This window comes from Enterobacter sichuanensis, from assembly GCF_009036245.1.
Classification (GTDB): Bacteria; Pseudomonadota; Gammaproteobacteria; order Enterobacterales; family Enterobacteriaceae; genus Enterobacter; species Enterobacter sichuanensis.
Genome location: NZ_CP027986.1, coordinates 2,604,985 through 2,627,966 on the forward strand (window position 1 = coordinate 2,604,985; position 22,982 = coordinate 2,627,966).

General features: G+C 52.0%; 23 protein-coding genes. 8 read left to right on the forward strand and 15 right to left on the reverse strand.

The window, feature by feature from the left end:
* Window positions 1-34: 34 nt before the first annotated feature.
* Together C1N69_RS12505 and yciA are read left to right on the forward strand one after the other, a co-directional pair.
* Window positions 35-574 carry a septation protein A gene (locus C1N69_RS12505; protein ID WP_025756566.1) on the forward strand — a complete coding sequence of 180 codons (540 nt, stop codon included), beginning with the start codon at window positions 35-37 and terminating at the stop codon, window positions 572-574.
* Between the two features lie 104 nt (window positions 575-678).
* Window positions 679-1,074, forward strand: coding sequence for an acyl-CoA thioester hydrolase YciA (gene yciA / locus C1N69_RS12510; protein WP_008502796.1), 396 nt, complete (start codon window positions 679-681; stop codon window positions 1,072-1,074).
* Window positions 1,075-1,113: 39 nt separating this feature from the next.
* Here the strand turns inward: yciA and tonB are convergent, their stop codons facing one another.
* On the reverse strand, window positions 1,114-1,836 hold the full coding sequence (tonB, locus tag C1N69_RS12515; protein ID WP_045285931.1) for a TonB system transport protein TonB: 723 nt from the start codon (window positions 1,834-1,836) through the stop codon (window positions 1,114-1,116).
* Window positions 1,837-2,056: 220 nt separating this feature from the next.
* Here tonB and C1N69_RS12520 point away from each other — a divergent pair, with 220 nt between their 5' ends.
* Window positions 2,057-2,353, forward strand: a complete 297-nt coding sequence (locus tag C1N69_RS12520) for a YciI family protein (RefSeq protein ID WP_025756564.1) — start codon at window positions 2,057-2,059, stop codon at window positions 2,351-2,353.
* Window positions 2,354-2,394: 41 nt separating this feature from the next.
* On the opposite strand, the gene C1N69_RS12525 is transcribed toward C1N69_RS12520, so the two are convergent.
* The 3 genes from C1N69_RS12525 to C1N69_RS12535 form a co-directional block, all read right to left on the reverse strand.
* Window positions 2,395-3,348, reverse strand: coding sequence for a bifunctional helix-turn-helix transcriptional regulator/GNAT family N-acetyltransferase (locus tag C1N69_RS12525; RefSeq protein WP_155031304.1), 954 nt, complete (start codon window positions 3,346-3,348; stop codon window positions 2,395-2,397).
* Window positions 3,349-3,441: 93 nt separating this feature from the next.
* A complete protein-coding gene (gene leuE / locus C1N69_RS12530) occupies window positions 3,442-4,077 on the reverse strand; it encodes a leucine efflux protein LeuE (RefSeq protein ID WP_095451169.1) in 636 nt (211 codons plus the stop codon).
* Between the two features lie 106 nt (window positions 4,078-4,183).
* A complete protein-coding gene (locus tag C1N69_RS12535) occupies window positions 4,184-4,357 on the reverse strand; it encodes a YciY family protein (protein ID WP_088244222.1) in 174 nt (57 codons plus the stop codon).
* 158 nt (window positions 4,358-4,515) lie between these two features.
* Here C1N69_RS12535 and cls point away from each other — a divergent pair, with 158 nt between their 5' ends.
* A complete protein-coding gene (gene cls / locus C1N69_RS12540) occupies window positions 4,516-5,976 on the forward strand; it encodes a cardiolipin synthase (protein ID WP_025756561.1) in 1,461 nt (486 codons plus the stop codon).
* Between the two features lie 33 nt (window positions 5,977-6,009).
* Window positions 6,010-6,339: an HI1450 family dsDNA-mimic protein gene (locus C1N69_RS12545; RefSeq protein ID WP_025756560.1), complete on the forward strand. Its 330-nt coding sequence runs from the start codon at window positions 6,010-6,012 to the stop codon at window positions 6,337-6,339.
* Window positions 6,340-6,370: 31 nt separating this feature from the next.
* Here C1N69_RS12545 and C1N69_RS12550 read toward each other — a convergent pair whose 3' ends face one another.
* The 7 genes from C1N69_RS12550 to C1N69_RS12580 form a co-directional block, all read right to left on the reverse strand.
* On the reverse strand, window positions 6,371-7,240 hold the full coding sequence (locus C1N69_RS12550) for an ion transporter (protein WP_047958837.1): 870 nt from the start codon (window positions 7,238-7,240) through the stop codon (window positions 6,371-6,373).
* Window positions 7,241-7,254: 14 nt separating this feature from the next.
* A complete protein-coding gene (gene oppF / locus C1N69_RS12555) occupies window positions 7,255-8,259 on the reverse strand; it encodes a murein tripeptide/oligopeptide ABC transporter ATP-binding protein OppF (protein ID WP_155031305.1) in 1,005 nt (334 codons plus the stop codon).
* A complete protein-coding gene (oppD, locus tag C1N69_RS12560) occupies window positions 8,256-9,269 on the reverse strand; it encodes an ABC transporter ATP-binding protein (RefSeq protein WP_025756557.1) in 1,014 nt (337 codons plus the stop codon). The genes oppF and oppD overlap by 4 nt, the downstream gene beginning before the upstream one ends.
* Before the next feature lie 11 nt (window positions 9,270-9,280).
* Window positions 9,281-10,189, reverse strand: coding sequence for an oligopeptide ABC transporter permease OppC (gene oppC, locus C1N69_RS12565; protein WP_025756556.1), 909 nt, complete (start codon window positions 10,187-10,189; stop codon window positions 9,281-9,283).
* Between the two features lie 14 nt (window positions 10,190-10,203).
* Window positions 10,204-11,124, reverse strand: a complete 921-nt coding sequence (gene oppB, locus C1N69_RS12570) for an oligopeptide ABC transporter permease OppB (protein WP_008502786.1) — start codon at window positions 11,122-11,124, stop codon at window positions 10,204-10,206.
* Between the two features lie 84 nt (window positions 11,125-11,208).
* Window positions 11,209-12,840 carry an oligopeptide ABC transporter substrate-binding protein OppA gene (gene oppA / locus C1N69_RS12575; RefSeq protein ID WP_025756555.1) on the reverse strand — a complete coding sequence of 544 codons (1,632 nt, stop codon included), beginning with the start codon at window positions 12,838-12,840 and terminating at the stop codon, window positions 11,209-11,211.
* 770 nt (window positions 12,841-13,610) lie between these two features.
* Window positions 13,611-14,258 (reverse strand): YchE family NAAT transporter, encoded by a 648-nt coding sequence (locus C1N69_RS12580; RefSeq protein WP_021240330.1) that lies wholly within the window; start codon window positions 14,256-14,258, stop codon window positions 13,611-13,613.
* Between the two features lie 476 nt (window positions 14,259-14,734).
* On the opposite strand from C1N69_RS12580, the gene adhE reads away from it, so the two are divergent.
* A complete protein-coding gene (gene adhE / locus C1N69_RS12585; RefSeq protein ID WP_025756553.1) occupies window positions 14,735-17,413 on the forward strand; it encodes a bifunctional acetaldehyde-CoA/alcohol dehydrogenase in 2,679 nt (892 codons plus the stop codon).
* A gap of 65 nt (window positions 17,414-17,478) precedes the next feature.
* Here adhE and tdk read toward each other — a convergent pair whose 3' ends face one another.
* Window positions 17,479-18,093 carry a thymidine kinase gene (tdk, locus tag C1N69_RS12590; RefSeq protein ID WP_025756552.1) on the reverse strand — a complete coding sequence of 205 codons (615 nt, stop codon included), beginning with the start codon at window positions 18,091-18,093 and terminating at the stop codon, window positions 17,479-17,481.
* Between the two features lie 548 nt (window positions 18,094-18,641).
* Here tdk and hns point away from each other — a divergent pair.
* Window positions 18,642-19,055 carry a histone-like nucleoid-structuring protein H-NS gene (hns, locus tag C1N69_RS12595; RefSeq protein ID WP_008502781.1) on the forward strand — a complete coding sequence of 138 codons (414 nt, stop codon included), beginning with the start codon at window positions 18,642-18,644 and terminating at the stop codon, window positions 19,053-19,055.
* Window positions 19,056-19,254: 199 nt separating this feature from the next.
* Here the strand turns inward: hns and galU are convergent, their stop codons facing one another.
* From galU to rssA, 3 genes are all read right to left on the reverse strand, one after another.
* Window positions 19,255-20,163, reverse strand: coding sequence for a UTP--glucose-1-phosphate uridylyltransferase GalU (gene galU / locus C1N69_RS12600; protein ID WP_008502780.1), 909 nt, complete (start codon window positions 20,161-20,163; stop codon window positions 19,255-19,257).
* A gap of 200 nt (window positions 20,164-20,363) precedes the next feature.
* Complete coding sequence (gene rssB / locus C1N69_RS12605; protein ID WP_045286278.1) at window positions 20,364-21,377, reverse strand: two-component system response regulator RssB; 1,014 nt, start codon at window positions 21,375-21,377, stop codon at window positions 20,364-20,366.
* A 91-nt stretch (window positions 21,378-21,468) separates the two neighbouring features.
* The gene (rssA, locus tag C1N69_RS12610) at window positions 21,469-22,371 is read right to left on the reverse strand and encodes a patatin-like phospholipase RssA (RefSeq protein WP_155031306.1); all 903 of its coding nucleotides are present in this window, start codon (window positions 22,369-22,371) and stop codon (window positions 21,469-21,471) included.
* A 114-nt stretch (window positions 22,372-22,485) separates the two neighbouring features.
* Between rssA and C1N69_RS12615 the strand changes: the two genes are divergently transcribed.
* Complete coding sequence (locus C1N69_RS12615) at window positions 22,486-22,944, forward strand: YchJ family protein (RefSeq protein WP_059387007.1); 459 nt, start codon at window positions 22,486-22,488, stop codon at window positions 22,942-22,944.
* The last annotated feature ends 38 nt before the right edge of the window (window positions 22,945-22,982 follow it).

Sequence of the window (22,982 nt, forward strand, 5' to 3'; positions counted from 1 at the left end):
GCCTCCCGCCCCGCTCAGAAAATGGAATCACAGAATGAAGCAGTTTCTTGATTTTTTACCGCTCGTGGTCTTTTTTGCTTTTTATAAGCTGTACGACATTTATGCCGCGACCACTGCGCTGATCGTTGCGACCGCTGTTGTCCTGATTTACAGCTGGGTTCGCTATCGTAAAGTCGAAAAAATGGCGCTGGTCACGTTTGTTCTGGTCGCCGTATTCGGCGGGCTTACGCTGTTCTTCCACAATGATGAATTTATTAAGTGGAAAGTGACCGTGATTTACGCGCTGTTTGCGGGTGCACTGTTAATCAGCCAGTGGGTAATGAAAAAACCACTGATCCAGCGCATGCTGGGCAAAGAGCTGACGTTGCCTCAGGAAGTCTGGTCGCGTCTGAATATTGCCTGGGCGGTGTTCTTTATTCTCTGCGGTCTCGCCAATATCTATATCGCCTTCTGGCTGCCGCAGAATATTTGGGTCAACTTTAAGGTCTTCGGCCTGACCGCCCTGACGCTTATCTTCACGCTGCTAAGCGGCGTATATATCTATCGCCATATGCCCCAGGACGACAAGCACTGATTAATGACTGACCAGAGCGTCTGCAACAGGCGTTCTGGTCTATTCTCACCGCTGTGAAATCATAGTAGCATCCCGCCTGAAGTCTTCCGTTACGAGTTAAAACAATGACAACAACTAACGCCCCTCAGGGCGAACTGGTTTTACGCACACTGGCAATGCCCGCTGACACCAATGCCAATGGCGATATTTTTGGCGGCTGGCTGATGTCGCAGATGGATATGGGCGGCGCCATTCTGGCAAAAGAGATCGCCCACGGGCGTGTGGTGACCGTGAGAGTGGACGGCATGACCTTCCTGCGCCCGGTGGCGGTCGGTGATGTGGTGTGCTGCTACGCGCGCTGCGTTAAACGCGGCAATACCTCTATTTCCATTAACATCGAAGTCTGGGTGAAGAAAGTCTCTTCTGAGCCGATTGGACAGCGTTATAAAGCAACAGAAGCGCTGTTTATTTATGTGGCTGTCGACAGCGAAGGTAAACCTCGCCAGCTTCCGCAGGCCTGAACCACCGGCAAAAAAAAAGCCTCCTTGCGGAGGCTTTTTTTATTCCATCTGTGCCCCGCCGTTCAGGCGGAAAACAATATTAATGACCAACCCGCTACCCGGTTTGCCTGGCTCATAACGCCATTTGCGCATTGCCGCTTTCACGTCGCGCTCAAACATATTCGAAGGCTGCGCTGACAGGATCTCCACGTTATCAACGCGCCCATCCGCCGTGACGTCAAATTTTACCCGCACGCGGCCTTCAATACGCAACATCCTGGCGCGAGGCGGATACTGCGGTTGACTGCGGCTCACGGCGCGCGGGCCCGCTGGCGCGGCGACCGTTGGTTTGGTGGTCGTTGCCGTATTGTTCATCACCGGACGTGAAGGGGCTGCATTTTCTACCGGCTGGGTTGCGCGTGGTTCAACCGGACGCTCTTCGCGTTTCGGACGCTCCTCGACCTTCTTCACCGGTTTGGGCTTCGGCTTAGGTTTCGGTTTTGGTTCAGGTTTGTGGATCACCACCGGCGCTTCTTTCGGTGGCTCCGGAACAGGCTCGGGTTCTGGCTCCGGTTCAGCAACCGGCTGTGGCGGCGGCGGTGCAACCTGCGGGGGTTCGAGATCCGCAGGCGATACCATCGTCACCGAGATCGGCTGCGCGGGCGCGGGCATTTCAATAACCTGATGAACCGAGGTATAGAGCAAACCCGCCACAACAGCACCGTGAATCACGACAGAAAGCAACGTCGGCCAGGGAAAGCGGCGTGGTAAATCAAGGGTCATCGAAGTCATAGTCATCAACGTTAAAAAACCGAACCCTGATTTTAAATGCAAATAGCAATCATATTCAATAAGACACTTTGTCCTGGCGCAACTTTAGCGCATGAGAGGCCAAAAAAGGCGCATTCAGATCAGGGCATTAACATTGTTTTTATTTTACATTGCAGTCGTATGCCCTTTCACATAACGTAACTGACACTTTTACCGGTTAAGGAGCTTCGCCGTGTTTTACGTGATTTACTCTGAAGATGTTGCTGATTCCCTCGATAAACGTCAGTCTGTACGCCCTGCTCATCTGGCACGTTTGCAGTTGCTCCAGGATGAGGGCCGCTTACTGACCGCGGGCCCCATGCCTGCGGTAGACAGCAACGACCCGGGCGCCGCCGGTTTTTCGGGTTCCACGGTCATTGCTGAGTTTGAATCCCAGGAAGCCGCTCAGGCCTGGGCTGATGCAGACCCGTACGTTGCCGCGGGTGTGTATGCGAAAGTGACGGTTCGCCCGTATAAGAAAGTGTTCTGAGACAAAATCGGCTCCGAAAGGAGCCTTTTTTATCATGGCGGCTACGCGTCCCGTCGTCGAGTAAACTGCTGCTCCGTTATGAGGCTGCCCCACTGGTCGCCTTCCCACTCTTTAACCAGCGTAAAACCAAACGATTCATACAGGCGCCGGGCGGTGGTCAGCTCATTGAACGTCCAGAGATGCACGGCTGAAAACCCGACGTCGTCGCAAAAACGCATCGCTTCGGTGAGTAATTTTTTTCCAGCGCCATGGCCCCGACAGCCGTCGTCGATAATAAACCAGCGCAGGTGGGCTTCGCCCTGTTCTAAATCCTCACCATCGATTGCCACCGCCCCGACAATTCTGTCGTTCATCACCGCCAGCCAGACCTGGTTACAGGGTTTATCCAGCCGGCCACTAAACTCTGCCAGACCGGAGGCCACTTTGGCCTCAAAGAAGCGGCCGAAATGATGCTCGCGCGCGTAATAGCATCCGTGCATCTCTGCGATGCGGCCAATCATGCCGGGAAGGTAGCCCTGCACGATCTTAAGCTCATCAGGGGGCATAGCAACGCCCTCCTCCCGACACGCCAGCAGCGCGTTGGCGTAAAGGGACAATCCCCGGGAGATGGTTTCCTGCTGAGCGGGCTGCAGGGATTTTATCGCTGATACAACGCGCGCGTTGCTGAAGGTATTAATTTTATGGACCGTGTCGTGGCCTTTCGCCGTCAGCCTGAGGCATTTTGATCTGGCATCGTCAGCGGACACCACCTCTTCAAGTTCACCCGCGGCAATCAGGCGAGCCAGCATCCGGCTGACGCTGGATTTTTCCAGCCCCAGCAGCTGCACCAGTTGACCTGCGGTCATCTCTTTGCGCAAGGCGATTTCAACGAGCGTGTGAACGGCCGAGGGCGAATAAGGGGTTGAGGCCAGGGTGGAAGCCATAAAGCCCAACTCTCGCACCATCAGACGCGAGGAACGACGGATAACGCTGACTACGGGGGTTTCGCTGTGCATAGTATGCCCTCATCATTTAGTTGTACTATACAACTAAATGATGAGGGGTTGTCAATGACATTAAAAAGGCTCCCGCAGGAGCCTTTCAAACCATCAATGCAACGACGCTAACCTCGCCGCAAACCCGACAAACAGCAGCCCGATCAGGCCATTGCCCAGCTTTGCCAGTTTCTTTTTGGTTTTCAGATAACGGGTAACAAACGCGCCGGAGAAGATCAGGAAGCTCATATAGATAAAGCTAATCAACTCAAGCGTGGTCGCGAGGATCAGGAAAGAGGTTCCGGTGTTTTTCGCATTCACGTCAATGAACTGAACGAAGAACGAGACGTAGAACAGAATCGCCTTGGGGTTCGTCAGGCTTAATACCAGCGCGCGCTTCATGATCATACTGGCTGGCTCAGGGGGGCTCTCCTGAGCATTATTCTGACGGTTCACCACCGACCAGAGCATTTTGCCCCCCAGCCACAGCAGATAAAACGCGCCGAGATAACGCACGATATTAAACAGCACCGGGGTAGTCTGAATTAATGCAGCAACACCCGCCCAGGCCAGAAACATCAGTACCGCATCACCGATAAATACCCCTGTCGCGGCAAGATAGCCTTTTTTCACGCCGTGACCAATACCGGTTTTCAGTACAAACAGGGTATTGGGTCCTGGCACCAGCACGATAAAAAATGCGCCGACCACGTACGTCCAGAAATTCAGTACACCAAACTCCGCAAACACTTCTCCCTCCTTTTGCTACACCCAACAGGAACAGCGCTGCAAATACGCTATTCCAAAAAAAGACGCTATAAAAACAGTGGGCACCATTACGGTGCCCTCATGGTTCTCAGAAATCCTGGACGGCGAACAACAACGCGTTGCGGTGCCGGGTCATTCCACATTTCCTGATGGCGTGAATACGCATATTGCGGCGGGATTGTGCTTCCAGCCAACGAGCCTTGCGACGACTCACCTGTCGCAACATGCGCCAGCGCCCTACTTCTGTTCTACTGCGCTTCATGTCTACAACTCTTTCTCTAACACTTTTTCTCTAAAAGAAAGGTCATTATAAACCCAACCCCACAGCAAACCAGCGCTTTTAGCTGGCGTTTTTATTTGCCAGATGATTCCTGATGCGTACACTCATAACAATACGCTTTCAAAAGGATTTTTTTACTCATGACAACCTTCTACACCGTGGTGAGTTGGCTGGTCATTCTGGGATACTGGCTGTTAATCGCGGGTGTGACATTACGCATCCTGATGAAGCGCAGAGCCGTACCCTCTGCCATGGCCTGGCTTCTGATAATCTACATCCTGCCGCTGGTAGGAATTATTGCCTATCTCTCTTTCGGTGAGCTTCATCTGGGGAAACGCCGCGCCGAGCGGGCCCGCGCCATGTGGCCTTCGACCGCGAAGTGGCTCCACGACCTTAAAGCCTGCAAACACATCTTTGCCGAGGAGAACAGCAGCGTAGCCTCCTCGCTGTTTAAGCTGTGCGAGCGCCGTCAGGGAATTGGCGGCGTAAAAGGCAACCAGCTCCAGCTGCTGACCTCCTCCGATGACGTCATGCAGGCGCTGATCCGCGATATCCAGCTGGCCCGGCACAATATTGAGATGGTGTTTTATATCTGGCAACCCGGCGGCATGGCCGACCAGGTGGCAGAATCGCTAATGGCCGCCGCGCGACGCGGTATTCACTGCCGCCTGATGCTCGACTCCGCGGGCAGCGTGGCCTTCTTCCGTAGCCCCTGGGCTGGCATGATGCGTAATGCTGGCATCGAGGTGGTTGAGGCGCTGAAGGTCAATCTGCTGCGTGTGTTTCTGCGCCGGATGGATCTCCGCCAGCACCGCAAGATGGTCATGATCGATAACTATATTGCCTATACCGGCAGCATGAACATGGTTGACCCCCGTTTCTTCAAACAGGACTCGGGCGTGGGCCAGTGGGTGGATTTGATGGCGCGCATGGAGGGGCCGATAGCCACCTCGATGGGCATCGTCTACTCCTGTGACTGGGAGATCGAGACCGGTAAGCGTATCCTGCCGCCGCCGCCCGACGGCAATATAATGCCGTTCGAAGAGGCCAGCGGTCACACCATTCATACCATTGCCTCTGGCCCGGGCTTCCCGGAAGATTTGATCCATCAGGCGCTGCTGACGGCTACGTACTCCGCGCGTGAATACCTGATCATGACCACGCCCTACTTTGTCCCCAGCGACGATCTCCTGCACGCGATCTGTACCGCAGCGCAGCGCGGTGTGGATGTGAGCATCATTTTGCCGCGCAAAAATGACTCGCTTCTGGTGGGCTGGGCCAGCCGCGCCTTCTTTAGCGAACTGCTGGCTGCAGGGGTAAAAATATACCAGTTTGAGGGCGGGCTGCTGCATACCAAGAGCGTGCTGGTGGACGGCGAACTGAGCCTGGTGGGAACGGTGAACCTGGATATGCGCAGCCTGTGGCTAAACTTTGAAATCACGCTGGTGATTGATGATGCCGGCTTTGGCGGCGACCTCGCGGCGGTGCAGGATGATTATATCTCCCGCTCCCGCCTGCTGGATGCCAGACTGTGGGTAAAACGTCCGCTGTGGCAGAGAATTGCCGAACGACTGTTTTACTTCTTTAGTCCGTTGCTGTAAAACGTGCCCAACGATGTTAAACAGGTAGTCATCATGGAAATGGATCTGAACAATCGCCTGACCGAAGACGAAACGCTCGAGCAGGCCTATGACATTTTTCTCGAACTGGCGGTTGATAATCTCGATCCCGCGGACGTGATCCTCTTTAATCTGCAGTTCGAAGAGCGCGGCGGCGCCGAGTTGTTCGATCCTGCTGAAGACTGGGCCGAGCATGTGGATTTCGACCTCAATCCGGACTTCTTTGCTGAAGTGGTGATTGGACTGGCCGATGAAGACGGCGGCGAAATTAACGATATCTTCGCTCGTGTCCTGCTGTGTCGCGAAAAAAACCACAAGCTGTGCCATATTCTCTGGCGCGAATAATAAAAAAGGCTGCGATTGCAGCCTTTTTTATTTAATCCGCTAATTCATTTCCGCACCGGTTGCAGAACCGGGCGTTAAGCTCATGTTCCGCCTGGTGGCAGCGCGGACATTTACGCTGTTGCTTGCGGGTCTGAAAGGCACTGCTCATGTGCGTGGTAATCAGCCCTGTTGGAATTGCAATCACCGAATAACCAATCAGTATCAGCACCGATGCGACAATACGTCCCAGCGGCGTATGCGGTGTGATATCCCCATACCCCACCGTCGTGACGGTAACAATTGCCCAGTAGACGGACGCATTGAGCGTCGTGAAGCCATATTTAGGTCCTTCTATCAAGTACATCAGCGCACCGAAAACAATCATGACGATGGCAATAAACGAGTAAAAGAGAATAAGCTGATGGCGGGCGCTGACGATCGCGCTCCAGAATATGTGCAGAGACGGCATAAAACGCAATAATTTCAGGATGCGTAATACCCGAATAACGCGCATCGCTCGCCAGGCAAAGACATAGCTCAGGCTGATTTCCGGCCACAGCCACATCACATAGAGAGGCAGAATTGTGGCTAAATCGATAAATCCCCAAAAGCTGAAAACATATCGGGCCGGGTTGGGCCAGGCTATCACTCTGAGAAGATATTCCGCGGTAAAGACCAGGGTTATTATCAGTTCAAGCCAGACAAAGATATGCCATTCGTCAAACGTCAGGTGATATTGCGTTCCGGCACCGGACTCTATAAAGATGACAATCACGCTGAGGAGCGCAAATAATCCGCAGAGCCCTTCGACGCGTCGTCCGGACAGCGTTTCAGGATCGAATAATAAATGATAGAGCCGCCGACGGGCTGACGTGAATATACGCGACACAGTGACCTCGCAAAAAATAAGGGCTGACATCATGTCAGCCCTTGCGATTATAACGGGTCTACTTTCAGGCAGGAAACCGCATGTCGGAAACTGCCTTCCAGAACCGGTCGCGTTTTGGCGCATTCCGGCCCGGCCATTGGGCACCGCGTACGGAACACGCAGCCCGATGGCGGGTTGATCGGTGAAGGTAATTCCCCTTCCAGAAGCTGAATCGTTTTATTCTTTTCCAGATCGGGATCGGGGATCGGCACTGCCGACATCAGCGCTTTGGTGTAGGGGTGCAGCGGATTATGGTACACCTCATCGTAGGTGCCCAGCTCCACGGCATGACCCAGGTACATCACCAGCACGCGGTCAGAGATGTGTTTCACCACGGCCAGGTCGTGCGCAATGAAGATTAACGATAGTCCCATCTCGCGCTGCAGCTTCTGCAGCAGGTTCACTACCTGCGCCTGAATGGACACGTCCAGCGCGGAAACTGGCTCATCGCAGATGATCAGTTTCGGCTCGAGGATCAGCGCACGCGCAATACCAATACGCTGGCATTGGCCGCCGGAGAACTCGTGCGGATAACGGTTGACGAGGTTGGGCAACAGCCCCACCTTCATCATCATCGCTTTAACACGATCGCGGACTTCCTGGCGCGGCATCTTCGGGTGATAGGTGCGCAGCGGCTCGGCAATGATTTCACCGATGGTCATACGCGGGTTTAATGACGCCAGCGGATCCTGGAAAATCATCTGGATATCGCTGCGCACGTCGCGCCACTCGTCGGGTTTCATGCCCAGCAGATCTTTGCCCAGCCACGCCACTTTACCGCCGGTCGCTTTCACCAGACCGATAATGGCACGCGCGAAGGTCGATTTGCCGCAGCCAGACTCGCCCACCACGCCCAGGGTTTCCCCTTCATACAGACGAAGCGTAACACCATCCACCGCTTTCAGGGTTTTAGGCGGCTGCCAGAACCACTGTTTGCCATCTTTGATGTCGAAATGCACTTTAAGATCGGCGATTTCGAGCAGCACGTTGCGTTTTTCATCTAATGCGTTCATACCAGCTCCTCCTGCGGCTTAAAGCAGGCGCGCAGACGGCCTGGTGCAAACTCTTCCAGCGGCGGCGCGCTGTTGCAGATCTCCATCGCGTGCGGACAACGTGGCTGGAACGGACAGCCTTTCGGCAGACGCAGCAGGTTCGGCGGGTTGCCCGGAATGGTCAGCAGGGATTCCCCTTCCGCATCGAGGCGCGGAACCGCATTCAACAGGCCAATCGAGTACGGATGCGCGGGGTGATAGAAGACATCGCGCGCTTTGCCATATTCCATGGTACGACCGGCATACATCACCAGCACCTTGTCACAGATGCCCGCCACTACCCCCAGATCGTGGGTGATCATGATAATCGCCGTGTTGAACTCACGCTTCAGCTCGTTTAACAGGGTCATGATTTGCGCCTGTACGGTCACGTCCAGCGCAGTGGTTGGTTCATCAGCAATCAGCAGTTTTGGCCGACACAGCAGCGCCATCGCAATCATCACACGCTGGCGCATACCGCCAGAGAACTCATGCGGGAACATGCGCATACGCTTACGCGCTTCCGGCATTTTTACCGCATCGAGCATTTTAACGGACTCTTCAAAGGCTTCGGCTTTGCTCAGGCCTTTGTGCAGCATCAGCACTTCCATCAGCTGCTCACCCACGCGCATGTAAGGGTTAAGCGAGGTCATCGGATCCTGGAAAATCATCGAAATCTGCTCAGCACGCAGCTTGTTCAGCTCATGCTCTGGCAGGTTGAGGATCTCACGGCCGTTGAACCTGGCGGAACCGCCAATCACCCCGTTAGCCGCCAGCAGTCCCATCAGCGCGAATGCCGTTTGCGATTTCCCGGAGCCCGATTCGCCCACGATGCCCAGCGTTTCACCGGCACGCAGGTTGAAGTTGAGATCGTTTACGGCGGTCACATCCCCGTCCGGCGTCTTAAAGGTGACCCGGAGATCTTTTACATCCAGCAGAAGGTCGCTGCGCTGTTGCGCCTGTGGCGCTGTTGCCGTTTCAATTATTGTCATCACGGCGCTCCTTAACGGTCTTTCGGGTCGAGGGCATCACGCAGGCCATCGCCGATAAAGTTAAAACAAAACAGGGTAACGACCAGGAAGCCAGCCGGATACAACAGCAGCCACGGTGAAACTTCCATTGAGTTTGCCCCGTCACTCAGCAGCGCACCCCAGCTGCTCAGCGGCTCTTGCGTACCCAGACCGAGGAAGCTCAGGAAGGATTCAAACAGGATCATGCTTGGCACCAGCAGTGAGGCATAGACCACCACCACACCCAGCACGTTAGGAACGATATGGCGAACCACGATATTTCCGGTCGATACGCCACCCACCTGCGCGGCTTCGATAAACTCTTTGCGTTTAAGGCTCAGCGTCTGGCCGCGAACAATTCGCGCCATATCCAGCCATGACACCATCCCGATGGCCACGAAGATCAACAGGATATTCTGGCCGAAGAAGGTCACCAGCAGGATCACGAAGAACATAAACGGGAAGGAGTTCAGAATTTCCAGCAGACGCATCATTACTGAGTCCACTTTACCGCCAAGGTAGCCGGAAAGTGAGCCGTAGAGCGTCCCCACGATCACCGCCACCAGCGCCGCCGCAATACCCACCATCAGCGAGATACGGCCACCGATGGCGACGCGTACCAGCAGGTCACGACCGGAAGAGTCCGTGCCAAAATAGTGGCCAGATTCCATATCCGGCGCGCTGGACATCATTCCCCAGTCGGTGTCGAAATAGGTAAATTGCGACAGCATCGGCGCCAGGGTCACAAACAGGGCGATGATCACCAGAACAATCAAGCTGGCGACCGCAGCACGGTTGTGCATAAAACGACGGCGCGCATCCTGCCAGAGGCTACGACCTTCTACTTCCAGTTTTTCACTGAAGTTTTCCAGCGCCTCGCTGTTTTTCTTACTCAACATCATGGCGTGCTCCAGTGTTAGTAACGGATTTTCGGATCGATGACGGCGTACAGCACATCGACGATAGCGTTAAAGAGGATGGTCAGCGCACCGACGAGAATAGTCAGGCTCAGCACCAGCGAGTAGTCGCGGTTGAGCGCGCCGTTAACGAACAGCTGGCCAATCCCCGGCAGACCGTAGATCGTTTCGATAACCATTGAACCGGTGATGATCCCGACAAAAGCCGGTCCCATGTAGGAGAGCACTGGCAACAGCGCCGGTTTAAGCGCGTGGCGGAAAATAATCCGGCGCATCGGCAGCCCTTTAGCGCGCGCGGTGCGAATGAAGTTTGAGTGCAGTACTTCGATCATCGAACCACGGGTGATACGCGCGATGCTGGCGATATACGCCAGAGATAGGGCCACCATTGGCAAAATCATGAACTTTAATGCCCCGCCGTTCCAGCCGCCGCCCGGCAGCCACTTCAGCGTGATGGCAAATATCATCACCAGTAATGGCGCTACAACGAAGCTGGGTATTACTACCCCGGTCATTGCCACCCCCATTACGGCATAATCCCATTTGGTATTTTGTCTGAGCGCGGCGATTACGCCGGCGGTGACCCCGAAAACGATAGCCAGAATGAATGCGGCCGCACCCAGCTTAGCTGAAACCGGGAAGCTGGACGCCACCAGGTCGTTAACGGAATAGTCTTTATATTTAAATGACGGTCCAAAATCACCGTGAGCCAGCTGCTTCAGATAATTGAAGTACTGGGTGGAGATAGGATCGTTTAAGTGGTATTTCGCTTCGATATTCGCCATCACTTCTGGCGGCAGCGTACGTTCACCGGTAAAAGGACTGCCCGGCGCAAGACGCATCATGAAGAAGGAAATCGTGATGAGAATAAATAACGTTGGAATCGCTTCAAGACAGCGACGTAGGATAAATTTCAACATTGCCCGTACCTTCTGGCGTGTGCCTATATAATGTGACGTTGGTTAGACACCGTGGGGCGAGCAAGCTCGCCCCACTCATTGCCATTAATGCTTGATAATATACAAGTTTTTAACGTAGATATTATCCATCGGGTCTTTACCGGTGTAGCCACCTACCCACGGTTTCACCAGACGGGCGTTAACGTAGTAGTAAACCGGAACGATCGCGGAATCTTTATCCAGCTGCTGCTCAGCTTTAGAGTACAGTTCAGTACGCTGTGCTTCGTCAGTGGTTTTCAGCGTGTCGGCAATCAGCTTGTCAAACGCCGGGCTCTTATAGTGCGCGGTGTTGTTTGAGCTGTCGCTCAGCATGGTGTTCAGGAAAGAAGTCGGCTCGTTATAGTCCGCACACCAGCCTGCACGCGCCACATCAAAGGTGCCCTGATGACGGCTGTCGAGGAAGGTTTTCCACTCCTGGTTCTCCAGCTTCACGTTTGCGCCCAGGTTCTTTTTCCAGATCGAGGCGACAGCGATAGCCAGTTTTTTGTGCAGATCGGAGGTGTTGTACAGCAGGCTGAAGGTCAGCGGTTTGTCCGCGGTGTAGCCTGCTTCGGCCAGCAGTTTCTTCGCTTCCGCGTTACGCTGTTCCTGCGTCTGTTTGAACCAGTCTGGCTCGGTCAGTTTTGCGCCATCGGTGTATGGCGGGGTGTAGCTGTATGCCGGCAGATCGCCCTGGTTTTTCACTTTGTTCACGATGATGTCGCGATCCAGTGCCAGCTTCAGCGCAGTACGGACACGTACGTCGGTGAACGGTGCTTTCTGGTTGTTGATCTCATAGTAATAGGTGCACAGGTATGGATCGACGTGAACTTCTTTCGGGATCTCTTTTTTCAGTTTCTGGAACAGTTCAATCGGCATGTTGTTATAGGTCATGTCGATTTCGCCGCTGCGGTAGCGGTTTACGTCAGTCACTTCAGAAGAGATTGGCAGGTAGGTGACCTGGTTAATCACGGTTTTGGCGTTGTCCCAGTACTGCGGGTTACGCTCCAGGACCATACGTTCGTTGACCACCCAGTCTTTCAATTTATACGCACCATTGGTCACGATATTGGCAGGCTGGGTCCATTTTTCACCAAATTTTTCCACAGCGGATTTTGGTACCGGGGAGACGGACGGGTGAACCAGCAGCTTATAGAAGTACGGAACAGGTTCGCTCAACGTCACTTCAAAAGTATTGGCATCAATCGCTTTTACGCCCAGATCGGTTACCGGTTTTTTGCCCGCGATGATGTCATCAATATTGGCGATGTGGCCATATTGCAGGTAGCTCGCATACGGAGAGGCGGTCGTTGGATTCGCCAGACGCTGCCAGCTATAAACGAAATCTTCCGCCGTTACCGGCGTACCGTCAGACCATTTCGCATCTTTACGCAGATGGAAGGTCCAGACTTTAAAATCTTTGTTTTCCCATTTTTCTGCCACGCCCGGAGCCGGGTGGCCGTCTACGTCGGTGACCAGCAGACCTTCGAACAGGTCGCGGTTAACGTTAGACTCAGGAACACCTTCAATTTTGTGCGGGTCAAGAGATTGAACTTCCGCACCGTTGTTACGCACCAGCGTCTGCTTCTCAGCCAGTTGAACACCTGCAGGAACGTCCGCAGCCATTGCAGCGTTGCCCGCGATTAGCGCAGTTAAAATCCCCGCCGCTACCAGATTTTTTTTTGTGATGATGGACATTGTGTTGGTACTCCACTCATTATAATTACTGGCCTTCGCCAGCTGTGTAATCCCCTGTTGGGGCCTGTACAGCGCAGGAGTTTTTTTTGCTGCTGTCAGGTTCTTCTTTTACTGCTTGCTATCACCGACTTTTTTATTACTGACCGCTCGTATGGCCGTCTTGCGTCGATTCTTTACAGGCCTCCCCTGTTTGAGACCCGCGTTGGATATCTGAGAAGAGAACGATATGAAAATAATTCTCATCTGGTTGTTTTATGCTGCAAAATATTAGGCCGGAAAGTATCAAATGGCGTAAACGCGCGCCAATACATTTTGCAAATTTGTTAAGCAATTCTCTTTTACGGTGAACACCGTATCTTTGTGGGCAGCCCTGCCAGACATTAAATACCCTTAAAAACATCAGATATTCAATGTGATAGAGAAAATTTTCTCTGCGAGCGCGTCGTTGCGCTCTCAACGAGTGGTTTTGTACAAAAATTTAACAACTGGTTATTATTTAGCACATTCCTCTAAGGGAATGTTGAAATTACTAATATCATTTCGGTTATCACTCAGCAAGCCCCAGAGTATCATGTGAGTAAAATAACAGAGCGATCGCAGGTTTTCTGCACAGAGGAAGTCAGGCGGGTTTAATAACTTATTGAAATACAAGAAGTGAACATTATTAGTAGAATTTATTATGACATGTGAGCATTTCAACTTTAGTTATATGATTTGCTGATAATCACGTAAAAAAACGGAGCCGTCGCCCCGTTCTTTCATACGAAATATTAGTGTAACAGGCCGGGGAAAATGCTTTTAATCCCCGTAACGATGAATTCAATGCCTAATGCCATCAACAACAGGCCCATGATACGGGTAATGACGTTGATGCCCGTCTGCCCCAGCAGGCGTACCAGCCAGGGGGCCATGCGGAATACTCCCCAGCAGCAGAGCGCGAAAATGGCAATGGCGACAGAAAAGCCAATCAGGTGCATCAGGCTATGGTAACGCGTGCCCCAGACAATGGTTGAACTGATGGCACCAGGACCGGCCATCAGCGGTAATGCCAGCGGTACCACGCCAATGCTCTCTCTGATAGCGGTTTCCGACTTCTCCTGTTTGTTCTGTTTATCCTCGCCCAGCTTTCCGCTGATCATAGACATGGCGATGGTCACCACCAGGATCCCACCCGCTATGCGGAAAGAATCAATCGAAATCCCGAACAGCTGAAGAATCGCGTCCCCGAGAAAAAGGGAGGTCAGCAATATGATCGCCACTGACAGGTTAGCGGTCAGGTTGGTTTTATTCCTGGCCGCCGCCGTCTGGTAACTCGTCATACTAATGAAGACAGGAATGATCCCCACCGGGTTGACCAGGGCAAACAAACCAATAAAAAATTTAAAATACGTTGGAAAATCAAAGAGCGTTTGGATCACGTTTTGCTCCGCTTACAGATGCCCGGGACTGACAGGTTGTCATGAGAAATCGCGCTGAAGATACCTTTTTTATCAGCATACTTCACTTGAAATCTGTACCAAAACGTTATCATTTCAGGATGTTAAACATTTGTATAATCAATGATAGCGCCGCTTCCAATACTTACGTAATTATTTAACACTGGAAAAATCTCAACGAAATAACCCTGCTGAAAGGTATCAGCTTGGGGGAAAATTGACGCAGATCATGATTTCCGTACTCAGAAGTGAGTAATCTTGGTTACGCCCCCAGGGAGGTCACCTGCCAAAAAAGGATGATGCTAAGGTAAGGCTCTTTTAGTAAATTAGTGTGCTGGTGCAGAAAGTAACTCTTTGTTTTATTTTAAGTTACGCAAGTGGTTTCGGCTCTGTCTATACTGTGTGACGTATCGAGCGCTGGTTTACTAAAAGAGTTTAAACATTATCAGGAGAGCATTATGGCTGTTACTAATATCGCTGAACTGAACGCCCTCGTCGAGCGCGTTAAAAAAGCCCAGCGTGAATATGCCAATTTCACCCAAGAACAGGTTGATAAAATCTTCCGCGCGGCCGCACTGGCTGCTGCAGATGCTCGAATCCCTCTCGCTAAAATGGCCGTTGCCGAATCCGGCATGGGTATCGTTGAAGATAAAGTGATCAAAAACCACTTCGCTTCTGAGTATATCTACAACGCCTATAAAGATGAGAAAACCTGTGGCGTGCTGTCCGAAGACGACACCTTCGGTACTATCACTATCGCCGAACCTATCGGCATCATTTGCGGTATTGTTCCGACAACCAACCCAACCTCTACTGCCATCTTCAAATCGCTGATCAGCCTGAAGACCCGTAACGCAATCATCTTCTCTCCACACCCACGTGCGAAAGACGCGACCAACAAAGCTGCGGATATCGTTCTGCAGGCTGCTATCGCTGCGGGCGCACCAAAAGATCTGATTGGCTGGATCGACCAACCTTCTGTTGAGCTGTCTAACGCGCTGATGCATCACCCTGACATTAACCTGATCCTCGCGACCGGTGGTCCTGGCATGGTTAAAGCAGCATACAGCTCCGGTAAACCGGCTATCGGTGTGGGTGCGGGTAACACACCTGTAGTCATCGACGAAACCGCTGATATCAAACGTGCTGTTGCGTCTGTACTGATGTCTAAAACCTTCGATAACGGCGTGATCTGCGCATCTGAACAGTCTGTGGTCGTTGTAGACTCCGTGTACGATGCCGTTCGCGAACGTTTCGCCAGCCACGGCGGCTACCTGCTGCAGGGTAAAGAGCTGAAAGCGGTTCAGGACATCATCCTGAAAAATGGCGCGCTGAACGCCGCTATCGTCGGTCAGCCAGCGTATAAAATCGCTGAACTGGCAGGCTTTACTGTGCCGGCAACCACCAAAATCCTGATCGGTGAAGTAAAAGTTGTCGACGAAAGCGAGCCGTTTGCACACGAAAAACTGTCTCCTACGCTTGCCATGTACCGTGCGAAAGATTTCGAAGACGCGGTAGAGAAAGCCGAGAAACTGGTTGCTATGGGCGGTATCGGTCATACCTCTTGCCTGTACACCGACCAGGATAACCAGCCAGAACGTGTGGCTCACTTCGGCCAGATGATGAAAACGGCGCGTATCCTGATCAACACCCCTGCTTCTCAGGGTGGTATCGGTGACCTTTACAACTTCAAACTCGCACCTTCCCTGACTCTGGGTTGTGGTTCCTGGGGTGGTAACTCCATCTCTGAAAACGTTGGTCCAAAACACCTGATCAACAAGAAAACCGTTGCTAAGCGAGCTGAAAACATGTTGTGGCACAAACTTCCGAAATCTATCTACTTCCGCCGTGGCTCTCTGCCAATCGCGCTGGATGAAGTGATTACTGATGGCCACAAACGTGCGCTCATCGTGACTGACCGTTTCCTGTTCAACAACGGCTACGCTGACCAGATCACCTCTGTGCTGAAAGCGGCTGGCGTTGAAACTGAAGTGTTCTTTGAAGTAGAAGCTGACCCAACCCTGAGCGTAGTACGTAAAGGTGCTGAACTGGCCAACTCCTTCAAGCCTGATGTGATCATCGCACTGGGTGGTGGTTCCCCAATGGACGCCGCGAAAATCATGTGGGTGATGTACGAGCATCCGGAAACCCACTTCGAAGAACTGGCGCTGCGCTTTATGGACATCCGTAAACGTATCTACAAGTTCCCGAAAATGGGCGTAAAAGCGAAGATGATCGCGGTAACGACCACTTCCGGTACCGGCTCAGAAGTTACCCCATTTGCGGTTGTAACCGACGATGCAACAGGTCAGAAATACCCACTGGCTGACTACGCGCTGACGCCAGATATGGCTATCGTTGATGCGAACCTGGTCATGGATATGCCGAAGTCACTGTGTGCGTTCGGTGGTCTGGATGCCGTGACTCACGCCCTGGAAGCTTATGTTTCAGTACTGGCATCTGAGTTCTCTGACGGTCAGGCTCTGCAGGCACTTAAACTGCTGAAAGAAAACCTGCCAGCGTCTTACAACGAAGGCTCTAAAAACCCGGTTGCTCGTGAACGTGTCCACAGTGCCGCAACCATCGCCGGTATCGCGTTTGCTAACGCCTTCCTGGGTGTTTGCCACTCAATGGCGCACAAACTGGGCTCACAGTTCCATATTCCTCACGGTCTGGCGAACGCCCTGTTGATCAGCAACGTTATTCGTTATAACGCGAACGACAACCCAACCAAGCAGACTGCTTTCAGCCAGTACGACCGTCCGCAAGCTCGTCGTCGTTATGCTGAAATCGCTGACCACCTGGGTCTGAGCGCACCGGGCGACCGTACTGCTGCTAAGATCGAGAAACTGCTGGCATGGCTGGAAAGCCTGAAAGCTGAACTGGGTATTCCTAAATCAATCCGTGAAGCGGGCGTGCAGGAAGCTGACTTCCTCGCTCACGTAGATAAGCTGTCTGAAGATGCATTCGATGACCAGTGTACCGGTGCTAACCCACGCTACCCACTGATCTCCGAGCTGAAACAGATCCTGCTGGATACCTACTACGGTCGTGAGTTCAAAGAAGGTGACGTTGCCGCTGTGAAAACAGAAGCGCCTGTCATTAAAGCTGACAAGAAAGCGAAGAAAAGCGCTTAATTGGCTGCTGATGAAAAACCCGCCTTTATGGCGGGTTTTTTTATGTCTGAATGATAAGGCCGACGTTATTTTCTGTTATCGTGCTGAATCGCCGTCAGCGAGCCTACGGCCAGCGCTTCCTTATAGTGCTTACGGCAGACCGATACATAACGTTCATTCCCGCCTATCACCACCTGCTCACCATCTGCATAAGGTTTCCCGGCCTGGTCGAGACGAAGCACCATGCTGGCTTTACGACCGCAAAAACAGATAGTCTTCAGTTCAACGAGTTTATCCGACCAGGCGAGCAAATACTGGCTCCCGGCAAAGAGTTCACCGCGGAAATCCGTACGCAGCCCGTAACAAAGCACGGGAATATCGAGTTCATCCACCACCTCTGAAAGCGCATGAACCTGTTCACGCGTCAGAAACTGGCTCTCATCTACCAGAACGCAGTGAATGGGTTGCGCGGCATGGGCTGTGCGAATGTCCTCATACAGGTCCGTTTTGGGGTTAAACAGTCTCGCAGGCGACGAGAGCCCTATTCTGGAGCTTACCTTCCCTGCGCCAAAGCGGTCGTCAATTTCCGCCGTATAAACAACGGTACGCATTCCTCGTTCCTGGTAATTGTATGAGGATTGCAGCAACGCGGTGGATTTCCCGGCATTCATTGCCGAATAGTAGAAATAAAGTTGTGCCATTGGCCGTAAAACCCTAATCAATGTGTAATATTCCCGATGATTGATTGTACCATATTTTGTCTGGTCATCCGCGATGCGGCGCACAGCCCCTGCGGTCGAGGGCGGTTTTCAGGAACGACGGTTGACGAAAATAGTGCGTTAAAACAGGAGGTAAACCCATTCAGCACGGCTGATATGTTATAAGTTCAACCAAACATAACACTTCTTTTTATAGTGGAATCATCGTTCATTAAAATTCACTATTTATTAACTATTCCAGTCTTAGCATCCCTGACGGGAACTAATACGAAAGGCTGATATTTCTCCGCCGCAACTATAATTCCTGCGGTAAATGTCACAAAAAAACAGGCGAGCGGCCGGGTAAAGCTGGTTTGCGTGATAACAAGCGAGACTGTCGGGCGATGAAATTTAAGTTAGCGTAATTAATAATAGCGGCATTATTTAGTATTTTTTGAATTCCTTACATTCCTGGCTATTGCACATCTGAATTTATGGCTCTATTATTAGGTCAACAAACCACCCCCCATTATAAGTTTGAGATTACTACAATGAGCGAAGCACTTAAAATTCTGAACAACATCCGTACTCTTCGTGCGCAGGCAAGAGAATGCACCCTCGAAACGCTTGAAGAAATGCTGGAAAAATTAGAAGTTGTAGTTAATGAACGTCGTGAAGAAGAAAGCGCTGCTGCTGCTGAAATCGAAGAACGTACTCGTAAACTGCAGCAATATCGTGAAATGCTGATTGCTGATGGTATCGATCCAAATGAATTGCTGAACAGCATGGCTGCAGCTAAAACCGGTACTAAAGCTAAGCGTGCTGCTCGTCCTGCTAAATATAGCTATGTTGACGAGAACGGCGAAACTAAAACCTGGACTGGCCAGGGTCGTACTCCTGCTGTTATCAAGAAAGCCATGGATGAGCAAGGTAAACAGCTGGATGACTTCCTGATCAAGGATTAATCAAGCCGCATTCAGAAAAATCCCGCATAATGCGGGATTTTTTTTAACCAAAATTTGTCGCAAACATCCCCTTACACTCTGTCATAAAGCGTTATTCACCTGTTTCGCCGCAGTTACTCCCGGCTGGTCTCTGGATCTTATGGGCATAAAAAAACCGGTGGGCCAGGCCTCACCGGTTTTGAACATTTACCACTATGGCTTATTTCTTAATACCTACGCTCTCTTTGAGCCAGGTTTTAAATTCTTCACCAAGGGTATTGTGGCGAATGCCATATTCCACGAATGCCTGCATATAACCGAGCTTATTACCGCAGTCATGGCTCTTACCTTTCATATGGTAAGCCTCAACGGTCTCTTTCTCGATCAGCATATCAATGGCATCGGTCAACTGGATCTCATCACCCGCTCCTGGAGGCGTTTTAGCCAGCAGAGGCCAGATTTCGGCGCTCAGGACATAGCGACCCACTACAGCCAGGTTTGAAGGCGCTACGTCGGCTTTAGGCTTCTCTACGACGCCAACCATTGGCACACTTTCACCCGGCTCAAGGTTAACGCCTTTGCAGTCAACCACACCGTAAGCCGTCACGTCTTCCACCGGCTCAACCATGATCTGGCTGCTACCTGTTTCGTCGAAACGTTTGATCATCTCAGCAAGGTTATCCTGAGAGAGATCGGATTCGTATTCATCCAGAATTACGTCTGGCAGAATCACCGCAACAGGCTCGTCACCCACAACAGGGTGTGCACACATGACGGCGTGGCCCAGACCTTTCGCCAGCCCCTGACGAACCTGCATAATAGTAACGTGCGGAGGACAAATAGACTGAACTTCCTCTAACAGCTGACGCTTAACACGTTTTTCCAGCATGGCTTCAAGTTCAAAGCTTGTATCGAAATGGTTTTCGATAGAATTTTTTGATGAATGTGTAACCAGCACAATTTCCGTAATGCCGGCTGCGATACATTCGTTGACGACATACTGGATTAATGGCTTATCAACCAGAGGCAGCATCTCTTTAGGAATCGCCTTAGTTGCTGGTAACATCCTGGTCCCCAATCCCGCTACCGGGATGACGGCCTTTCTGACTTTCGAATTTAGGGCAGCCATTCAAATTCTCCTGAGCTGTTCAAGTTTTGAACTTTTATGCAATAAATAACGCGTTGAGTATATCAGTCTCGCCCCGCAGTTCGGGTCTGAAAAGAACGCGTTGCCGATCAATTAGGATAAATACGCATGAATCTGGGCAGCGATAGTAGCACTCCCCGTAAAACACAGGTAAAGCAATCTTAAAATTAAGATCCAATTGCTTATTCCGTGGACAACATTAAGCGTAGCCGTCCCCCGGCGCCCCAAATTTGGCACTGCCAGGAGGAACAGCGGTGGCTTATTTGATTAAGATACGCCGTTCCCAATGTCCCAAGCGGCACACCGTTACTCACCTGAATATGGTGCTCACCGGTATTCAGTGAAGCGTTGAGGCCGGCTGAAACGAGGATAAGATTTTTTAAACCGCTGTGGTAATAACCGACCAACAGCGGAAACTGTCCGGGTAAATTCGCCTGACGAAAAAGCTGGTTGACTTGTTTGAGTAAACTGCCTAACTCCGGCAACCGTTGTCCCTGATGCGATAACTGTTCCTGCAGCAAACCGTTAAATAGCGCGCGAAGAAGTAACGCCGCTAATACGCCGTTATCCCCCGCCCGGGTGACATCCAGGGAATAAAACGCAAGATCGACATCAGACAGTGGCGCAATATCCAGCACCAGCCCAGGCTGGTCTGCCGCCACCAGCTGACGATAATTGATACGGCAATGCGAAATGGTTTGCTGAACGGGCGGCTGGAGTTCTTGTAAAAGCTTCGCCGCAGCGGGCGGATCGCTGACCAGGGCATCCCAGTCCTGGAAAAGACGCTCCTCTTCCTCTACCCGGGAATTAAACATATTCGGATAAAGGCAGGCTAATACCGTTTCCCGTAACCGGTTCAGATCCTTGACCGGCTTAAGCAGAATATCCTGCACCCCAAGACGCAACGCTTTAGCGATATCCGCCATATTCTCAGTGGCGGATATCACCAGAATCGGCGTCTGGTTGCCTTCGTTACGCAGATGTTCAACCAGCTTCAGCCCATTCATCCGCGGCATCGCAATGTCGCAAATCATCAAATCGGGCGTGATGCTGTTCATTTTCTCCAGGGCGTCGATGCCATCTTCAGCCAGTGACGTGTTAGCGCCCAGTGAGGATAACCACGAATCCAGTAGCGATCGGAAAACGGGCTCGTCTTCTACAATCAAAATGTGTTTTCCGGCCAATGGCTGCGTCATGGTTCCTCCCCTGGCTGACAGTAACTAAATAGTGGCATGCGATCGGCACTATCGCCTGTCAGATTTTGCTGAAGTAGTCAAAAAAAGGTGCTTAACGTGCTGTTCGCACAAAAGGCAACAGTTCGTCCATTTTCTTTTCGACGGCTAACGAGCCCGCTGCGATGGCGGCCTCAGCCCGATGGAAATCGAGGGTAGAGATTTGTGGACAGTACGGTTGAATAAGAATGTCTGGCGGGTCGCCGGCCATACGATTTCGCTTGAGGCGGTTCTCAAGTACCTGGATTGAGGTGGTCATGATTTCGATGGCTGTCGGGGCTGCCGCCGCGCGTCGTGCGGCCATACGTCCGATTCGACCACGCAGACGTTCATGCCAGGCCAGTTTCTCTTCCTCAGGTTCTTCGCTCTGCAGATTGACCGGCATAAGATCCTGTTGCATCAGGTGGGCATCATGCTGCAGGTCCACGGCAATCACGATATCTGCCCCCATGGCGCGCGTCAGAGAGATGGGAACCGGATTAACGACGCCACCGTCAACAAGCCAGTAGCCGTTATGCGGCACAGGCGCCATTAAGCCGGGTATACTGCAGGAGGCGCGAACGGCAAGATGGATATCCCCTTCGGTCAGCCAAAGCTCGCGACCGGTGCTAAGATTCGTCGCGACGGCGCCGAACGGCATCCGGCAATCCGTGAAGTCTTCGAGAGGCATAACCTGGCGGAACTGGTTAAAGACGCGTTCGCCGCGTAAGAGTCCGCCACGCTGCCATGAGAGATCCATCAGACGAAGCACGTCCCAGTAACTGAAGGAACGCACCCAGGTCTCGAGCTCCGGCAGCTTCCCGCACGCGTAAGCGGAGCCGACAAGCGAGCCGATTGAACACCCTGCAACAATATCGACGTCAACACCCATCTGTTTTAACGCGTTAATCACGCCGATATGTGACCATCCGCGGGCTGCACCTGAGCCCAGCGCCAGTCCTATTTTAACCTTTCTCATTAGCCCTGTTTTACGTCCCCTGGATTCCTGACATAGCATCAACGCAACAGCTCAGTTAACATAGTGCTACCCGAAGCGTTTAACGCCTTTATTTATTGTTCCAGGAAGAGAATCGTGTCTCAACTCTGCCCTTGTGGTAGCGCTCTGGAGTATAGCCTATGTTGCCAGCGATATCTTTCTGGCGATCAGGTTGCACCAGACCCGTCACACCTCATGCGTTCACGGTACACTGCTTTTGTGATCAAAGACGCAGACTACCTGATTAAAACCTGGCACCCGTCCTGCCACGCGGCAGAATTCAGACAGGAGATCGAAGCCGGGTTCACCAGTACGCAATGGCTTGGCCTTACCGTCTATGAATCCTCAACCGGGAGTCATGCTGATGAGAGTTATGTCAGCTTTGTGGCCCGCTTTACCGAGAATAATAAGCCTGGCGCCATAATCGAACGTTCCCGGTTCTTAAAGGAAAGCGGGCAATGGTATTATATTGACGGAACGCGCCCACAGTTTGGTCGTAACGATCCCTGCCCGTGTGGTTCAGGTAAAAAATTTAAAAAGTGTTGCGGGCAGTAACGCCTGACAACCCAGACTTCGCAAATACAAACAGGATT

Coding starts and splice junctions, on each gene's coding strand:
- oppA (WP_025756555.1), bottom strand. CDS start 12,840: ATGTCCATCATCACAAAAAAAAATCTGGTAGCGGCGGGGATTTTAACT.
- cls (WP_025756561.1), top strand. CDS start 4,516: ATGACAACCTTCTACACCGTGGTGAGTTGGCTGGTCATTCTGGGATAC.
- adhE (WP_025756553.1), top strand. CDS start 14,735: ATGGCTGTTACTAATATCGCTGAACTGAACGCCCTCGTCGAGCGCGTT.
- oppB (WP_008502786.1), bottom strand. CDS start 11,124: ATGTTGAAATTTATCCTACGTCGCTGTCTTGAAGCGATTCCAACGTTA.
- yciA (WP_008502796.1), top strand. CDS start 679: ATGACAACAACTAACGCCCCTCAGGGCGAACTGGTTTTACGCACACTG.
- C1N69_RS12535 (WP_088244222.1), bottom strand. CDS start 4,357: ATGAAGCGCAGTAGAACAGAAGTAGGGCGCTGGCGCATGTTGCGACAG.
- tdk (WP_025756552.1), bottom strand. CDS start 18,093: ATGGCACAACTTTATTTCTACTATTCGGCAATGAATGCCGGGAAATCC.
- galU (WP_008502780.1), bottom strand. CDS start 20,163: ATGGCTGCCCTAAATTCGAAAGTCAGAAAGGCCGTCATCCCGGTAGCG.
- hns (WP_008502781.1), top strand. CDS start 18,642: ATGAGCGAAGCACTTAAAATTCTGAACAACATCCGTACTCTTCGTGCG.
- C1N69_RS12545 (WP_025756560.1), top strand. CDS start 6,010: ATGGAAATGGATCTGAACAATCGCCTGACCGAAGACGAAACGCTCGAG.
- oppC (WP_025756556.1), bottom strand. CDS start 10,189: ATGATGTTGAGTAAGAAAAACAGCGAGGCGCTGGAAAACTTCAGTGAA.
- C1N69_RS12505 (WP_025756566.1), top strand. CDS start 35: ATGAAGCAGTTTCTTGATTTTTTACCGCTCGTGGTCTTTTTTGCTTTT.
- oppF (WP_155031305.1), bottom strand. CDS start 8,259: ATGAACGCATTAGATGAAAAACGCAACGTGCTGCTCGAAATCGCCGAT.
- C1N69_RS12550 (WP_047958837.1), bottom strand. CDS start 7,240: ATGATGTCAGCCCTTATTTTTTGCGAGGTCACTGTGTCGCGTATATTC.
- tonB (WP_045285931.1), bottom strand. CDS start 1,836: ATGACCCTTGATTTACCACGCCGCTTTCCCTGGCCGACGTTGCTTTCT.
- C1N69_RS12525 (WP_155031304.1), bottom strand. CDS start 3,348: ATGCACAGCGAAACCCCCGTAGTCAGCGTTATCCGTCGTTCCTCGCGT.
- rssB (WP_045286278.1), bottom strand. CDS start 21,377: ATGACGCAGCCATTGGCCGGAAAACACATTTTGATTGTAGAAGACGAG.
- oppD (WP_025756557.1), bottom strand. CDS start 9,269: ATGACAATAATTGAAACGGCAACAGCGCCACAGGCGCAACAGCGCAGC.
- rssA (WP_155031306.1), bottom strand. CDS start 22,371: ATGAGAAAGGTTAAAATAGGACTGGCGCTGGGCTCAGGTGCAGCCCGC.